Raw genomic sequence first — 6000 nt, forward strand, 5'->3', positions numbered from 1 at the left:
ATTAAAAAGACTTGCATTCGTCTTAGCATTAGATATGGAGGGGTATCTTATAATAATCCATTAAATTCTGTTTAATATCCATTTTATAATAGGTTAAAAATACAGTACTTTACTTTTACATAATTCCATTTATTAAAACTACTTAGAGATATAAGTTGAGGTAATTTATAGTGAATATTCACAGTGTCATTTATAAGAATGGAGCCTTATAACTGACCTATAAAGATTTATCTATCTTACTATTAAAGTTAATTTCTGTTTTTCAAAAAAAGACTTTTTATATTATCTTTAAGGGAGTTCGCTTGGAATAATTTATTTAAAAGAAAACATGATGAATAAAATAAAACTTAATGATGGAAATCTAATTCCGTCAATCGGATTTGGAACTTACAAAGCAACTAAAGCAGAAGGGATTTTAGCAGTAAAAAATGCTTTAAGTAAAGGGTATCGCTTACTAGATACAGCTGCTATATATCAGAATGAAGAAGAAGTAGGGCAAGGTATAAAAGAGAGTGGTGTCCCTAGAGAAGATATCTTTGTGACTACAAAAGTATGGAGAGAAAATATGGGATATGAAGAGACTAAAAAGGCACTTGATATTTCGTTAGAGAAACTAGGTCTTGATTATATCGATCTTTATTTAATTCACTGGCCAGCTAATTATAAAAACTTCGGTGATAATTGGAAAAAAGTGAATGCTGATACTTGGCGTGCTATGGAAGAATTACAAGCTGTAGGTAAAATAAAATCAATAGGAGTAAGTAACTTTTGGGAAGAGCACTTAGAGGCTTTATTAGAAACGGCTAAAGTTATCCCTTCTATTAATCAGTTAGAATTTCATCCAGGGTATTGGCAGCCAGAATTAAAAGCATATTGTGAAAAGAAAAATATTGTCATAGAAGCTTGGTCACCATTAGCTAGAGGTAAAGTGTTTGACAATGAGGTGTTAATCAGTATTGCAAAGAAACATAGTAAGTCAATCTCTCAGGTATGTTTAAGATGGTGTTTACAACATAATACAATAGCAATACCGAAGTCTAACACTCTAGAAAGAATTATTGATAATATGAATATTTTTGATTTTGAGTTAAGTAATCAAGATATGGATCAAATCAATAATTTACCTAAAATGGGATTCAGTGGTGAAGTGCCTAATGAATGGCCTGACTATGTAGTTTAATATCAAAACGAATCAAGTATTTTAAACAAAGCCTATAGGTACAGAGTGTGTTTATAGGCTTTTTTCGTTCTATATGAAGGGGAAAAGAAGTGATTATTTGTTAGTTAATAAAAAATAAATCGTATTATAGTGCTTTAGAATATAAGTATCTAATCCTTCTTAATATGAACTATAAATTACTAATACCATTATCATTTTTGTTTATCCCTTTATCAGGAGAGGCAAGCGAATTGTATAAAGAAAGTAAAGGGGGATACCATAATACTACACGGTTATTACAAGAAAAGGAAGTTGGCAAACCTTTTAAAGAACTATGTCAGATCATAGACCAATATGCTGAAAGTACTCTTCAGAAAGGTAATGTCAACTCATTAGTGATTGCCATTTATAGAGATGGAGAGGTTTATTAGCAGTATTATGGAGAATTAGATAAAGAGTCCAAACAACGACCTAGTGATAATACACTTTATGAGATTGCTTCTATCTCTAAAGTTTTTGCAGGTTCTTTAGTAGCTAAAGCTGTCTTAGAGCAAAAGATTACGCTAAATGATGATATTAGAATTTACTTAAAAGGAGATTATTCAAATTTGCAGTTTGAAGGAACTCCTATTACCATTCAGAATTTAGTAACACATACTTTGGGACTTCAAGATAAAGCTGCTAAAGAGTTAGATAAAATATATAAGAAGACGAGAGAGGGATATTATGAAAATAGACCATTTAGTTATACAATGTCTGATCTATTAGAAGAATTAAAAACAGTCAAATTAGATAAGAAACCAGGTACATTCTACGACTATAACTCAGTAGGTCCAGAATTAATTACTTATATTTTAGAGCAGGTATATCACAAGCCTTATAAAGAGCTATTACAGGAGTTATTAGATGAACTTAACTTGAAGCAGACTTCTTTAAATGAGTATGATAGGTATAAGAAACAATTAGCTATAAGTTATAACGAAAATGGGGAAGTAGCTCCTTTACTAAGAAATCCTCTATTAGGTGGATCGTATGGTATGATAAGTAGTTTACCTGACTTAACTAAGTTTATGAAGTTTCAGTTAGAAAGCAATCAACCTTTTATAAAGGAAGCCTCCCGATTATTATTTAAAGAAGAAGAAGACGGTGATGATAAAGGGTATTTCTGGGATGTGGGATACGGTCTGAAGGAAGGTGCGTATTATGGAAAGACAGGAACGTCAATAGGGGTACAAAGTGGTATTCTTGTTTGTCCAGATTCACGTTATGGAATGATAATAATGATGAATAATACTTCGGATACTGCACAAGATGATTGGTTAGAATTATATAATAAAATAGAAACAGCATTAATTACTTATCCTAAGATAAACCTAGTGTCCCTGCTAGAAAAAGAGTTTAAAAATAACTTTACTGTAGCTTTAGAGAAGTATAAAACGTTAGAAGCAGACAAAGAACATTATCTCTCAGGGTCATTCTATTTAAATGATTTAGGATATAACTTTCTGAATAGAAGAGAGATGGGTAAGGCAATAAAAGTATTTGAATTAGCGATTCAATATGATACTAATAACGCTAATTTATACGATAGCTTAGGAGAAGCTTACTTTCTCATGAAGGATTATAAAAAGTCTTTATTGAGTTACCATAAATCGCTAGAGCTAGATGATACTAATGATAATGCTAAAAATAGTATTAGAGAGATTGAAAATATGATTAAGTAAAGTGATTGTATTGCTCTTAGTCATAAATGAGATGTCAAAAGTGTCGTACCAAATATAGGGTAGTACCAATGCAACTAAAATCCCCTTCCCAAAAGCTTTTATAAGTGGGAAGGGAAGTTTTATTACTTTACTTTTTTCTCTATATCCTCTAAAAAATTATAAATTTTCTTAAAGTCCGTTTGATAATTATTTTCTATTTTAAGTACCTTTTTTTCTTTAAGCTTATTGTTTTCAAATGTAAATTCTGTAGTTATTATATAATCATTTAGTTTTTCAGAATAGTATAATATTTCTTTATTTTCAGAAACACCAGTATTTAAAGGATTTCCATATTTTTCAATTAGCTGTTGTTTACTAACACCTAATGTCATGAAATCTGAAAATTTACTTTCATTTCTATTTTTATTTGGAGTACTTAAACTTGAACATGATGCCATTAAAAAAGGGACAATCAAATAATATAACTTCATTGAATTCATTGTTTTTCGTATAATATTCTAGCAATTTTAATGCTTGATTCTGTAACTTAATTCAAGTTACATTTTTAAATTTAAAAAACAGCATTAAACATCTTCAACTATCTTAATATATTACTTTTTATAGCTTTCCAACTTTTAGTTGAACCTTGTTAAGAAGTAAGTGGATAATCTATACTATTATTTGGTCTAGTAGTATTGTTAGTATTTATTATTTTATATGGTACTATATTTTGGAGTATAATGGAAATACATTACACTTAAAATATTAATGTAAAATGGAATTTTACAGACAAATTATATTTAAGTAAAAAGAGGATGCCTTAGCATCCTCCTATATTATTCTTTATCATCTACAAAGTCTTGTAGGTAATTAAATCTATCTGTTAGTTTACCACCTTTAGTAATAGTAGCTCTTTCTAGTATTTTATCTTTATCTCCATTAAAGAAGGCAGGTAATACTTGTTCTACAAATACTTCACCAAATCCTTCACTAGCATCTTTTGGTAATTCACAAGGCAAATTATCAATAGCCATCACTGTTATTGCAGCAGGATGGTCAAATTCTACTTCTGTACCTTTTCCTGGATGATATCCATAGAATGGCTCAGCTATAGTAGATGCTTTTAATGTAGAGGCTATAGGGCCATGATCTACATCGCATGAGATATCACCAATCACTTTAATTTGATTAAAAGGAGAATTAAGCATCTCTTTTGTCAAGATAACAGGAGCTCCTTTTTTAAAGAAGTGCCCAGTCATCAGGATATCTGCTACACGAGTAAATCTCTCGAAGTCACTAGTGTATAGTTCAGGATGGTCATAAAAATCTTGTTTGTTTCCTTCAGTCCCATCTATTCTTTTGTAATAGTCTTCAACACCTATCTGTGTGTATACAGGTCTATCATATTTTTGGGTTAAGAAGTGTTCCTTAGAAACCTTCTTCATTTTCATCCCGTCTAGTATTTCCATAATACCATGTGCTACCTTTCCAGTTCCAGTTACGACTATCTTAATAGGAGGGAAGTACTGTTTTTTTAATCGATAGATTAAATCTTCTTTGTGAAGTAAGGTTTCAGCCTTGGCTAATTCGAATAATTCATATTTTAACCCAAAGCCTCTTAGCGTATTGTATGCACCTACTATACCTGCATATCTACCAAAGCCAATAATTCTAGTGTTTTTTCCGTCTACAAATGTCTCGTGATCCATTAATGTAATGTTCTTGTCTAAACAAGCTTGTAAGAGCTTGCGATTATGTTCTTGTTTTTTTATTGTGTGCGAAAAAAAGACATAAGTTTTATTTGGTATAAGGTAATCAACAGGAATTTCTTTTACCCCAAGGAGAAGATCACAGTCTGTCATATCACTTGATAGTTCTAATCCTTCAGAAGCATAGGTTTCATCTTTAAAAATTCTAATGTCTGAATGTTCTATCTTAATAGACAGTTCGTTATATTTGTCTAAAGCTTTTTTTACCTGCTTAGGACAAAGCACAACTCTCCTATCAGGAGGCGATTTACGCTCCTTAATAATTCCTAATTTCATAATTTGTTTGTTTGTTTTTTGGTTGGTTTTTCAAATATAGAATTATTTCGGACTCACACAACTATTTTGAGTCATAATTTTAGAATTATATACAGTTTTTAATAAGTATTCACGAATAAAATACAGTATATGAATATTCTAAGAGGAAGAAATAGTATTTGTTTGATTTTTTAAAAATAAATTGTACTTTTGCATTTCATTAGTCTAACTAATGATAATCATTGGGGTCGATCGGTATTGACAGCGAGTGGAATTAGTTAGTAAGCACGTCGAGCGTTGTTAGATTGCTCGTAAATATCATCTAACGAACTTTTTAAACGGCGAAAATAACTACGCTTTAGCTGCTTAATCTGAATTATAGTAAGATTGCCTTTAGTTTCCACCAGGTGGAAGAGCTGAATTCTCCTAAAGAGCCTTGGTTTATGGCGCTTTGTTAAGGGGAACCGTAAAGTAAACCTAGAGATGTCTATTGTTTCGCTAGCATTTCGAAATCTTAGGAACTAAGCTTTTGGTGGCTGTTTTTTGCCAAGCCAACGGTCGAAAATCTAATAAAAAACTAAGCGTGTAGAAAGCTTTCTGATTGCTTGTTTGGACCCGAGTTCGATTCTCGGCGACTCCACAGAAAAAAGCCTAACTATTTACTTTTAAATAGTTAGGTTTTTTTGTATTCAATATATACTAAAAACTATTCTTAGATATTAGACTTATTTTAAATGTTTTAACCAACTTTACTAAAAGTATCATCTAAGTACACGACAAAAAACTAAAGCAATTGATATTTAGAGGATTGTGCTTATTTTTAGAAAGCAATAATCTTGATAAGTAGTCAAGTCCAAGTTTAAATACACTAATAAGCCTATTACCATGATTCTTGATTGTGATAGGCTTAATAGTATCAATATAGTCCCCCAATCTTATAGCACCACACAAAAGCGATCATTACTAACATGAGTAGTTTTTCAATTCTATCGATTTTTTTCAAGTGTGTATCTTTGATATTAAATCCACTAGATTTGAATGCTTTAAATAGTGTTTCTATCTGCCATCTTATTTTGTAAGTCTCTAAAGCTTTTTCTGGTTTATTAAACCCAAT

General features: G+C 30.8%; 5 protein-coding genes, 1 other RNA gene and 1 pseudogene. 4 read left to right on the forward strand and 3 right to left on the reverse strand.

What is annotated here, in order from left to right; translation table 11 throughout:
• Positions 1–331: 331 nt before the first annotated feature.
• From HX049_RS12505 to HX049_RS12515, 3 genes and pseudogenes are all read left to right on the forward strand, one after another.
• The gene (locus tag HX049_RS12505; RefSeq protein ID WP_286416217.1) at positions 332–1180 is read left to right on the forward strand and encodes an aldo/keto reductase; all 849 of its coding nucleotides are present in this window, start codon (positions 332–334) and stop codon (positions 1178–1180) included.
• Positions 1181–1344: 164 nt separating this feature from the next.
• On the forward strand, positions 1345–1590 hold the full coding sequence (locus HX049_RS12510) for a hypothetical protein (RefSeq protein ID WP_286416204.1): 246 nt from the start codon (positions 1345–1347) through the stop codon (positions 1588–1590).
• 15 nt (positions 1591–1605) lie between these two features.
• Positions 1606–2883, forward strand: a pseudogene (locus HX049_RS12515) (serine hydrolase); the annotation flags it as partial.
• 122 nt (positions 2884–3005) lie between these two features.
• On the opposite strand, the gene HX049_RS12520 reads toward HX049_RS12515, so the two are convergent.
• Both HX049_RS12520 and HX049_RS12525 read right to left on the reverse strand, forming a co-directional pair.
• Entirely contained in the window at positions 3006–3353 is a 348-nt protein-coding gene (locus tag HX049_RS12520; protein WP_286416205.1) for a hypothetical protein, read from the reverse strand.
• A gap of 345 nt (positions 3354–3698) precedes the next feature.
• Positions 3699–4907 (reverse strand): NAD(P)-dependent oxidoreductase, encoded by a 1209-nt coding sequence (locus HX049_RS12525; RefSeq protein WP_286416207.1) that lies wholly within the window; start codon positions 4905–4907, stop codon positions 3699–3701.
• Positions 4908–5130: 223 nt separating this feature from the next.
• On the opposite strand from HX049_RS12525, the gene ssrA reads away from it, so the two are divergent.
• Positions 5131–5529: a transfer-messenger RNA gene (gene ssrA / locus HX049_RS12530) on the forward strand.
• A 273-nt stretch (positions 5530–5802) separates the two neighbouring features.
• Here the strand turns inward: ssrA and HX049_RS12535 are convergent.
• Positions 5803–6000 (reverse strand): transposase (locus HX049_RS12535; RefSeq protein WP_286416209.1); only part of this gene is annotated, 198 nt, incomplete at its 5' end.

The organism is Myroides odoratimimus (assembly GCF_030326305.1).
Classification (GTDB): Bacteria; Bacteroidota; Bacteroidia; order Flavobacteriales; family Flavobacteriaceae; genus Flavobacterium; species Flavobacterium odoratimimum_A.

What these genes read in the sequence shown, in the direction of transcription:
- HX049_RS12505 (WP_286416217.1), top strand. Translation starts at nt 332, where the DNA reads ATGAATAAAATAAAACTTAATGATGGAAATCTAATTCCGTCAATCGGA.
- HX049_RS12510 (WP_286416204.1), top strand. Translation starts at nt 1,345, where the DNA reads ATGAACTATAAATTACTAATACCATTATCATTTTTGTTTATCCCTTTA.
- HX049_RS12520 (WP_286416205.1), bottom strand. Translation starts at nt 3,353, where the DNA reads ATGAAGTTATATTATTTGATTGTCCCTTTTTTAATGGCATCATGTTCA.
- HX049_RS12525 (WP_286416207.1), bottom strand. Translation starts at nt 4,907, where the DNA reads ATGAAATTAGGAATTATTAAGGAGCGTAAATCGCCTCCTGATAGGAGA.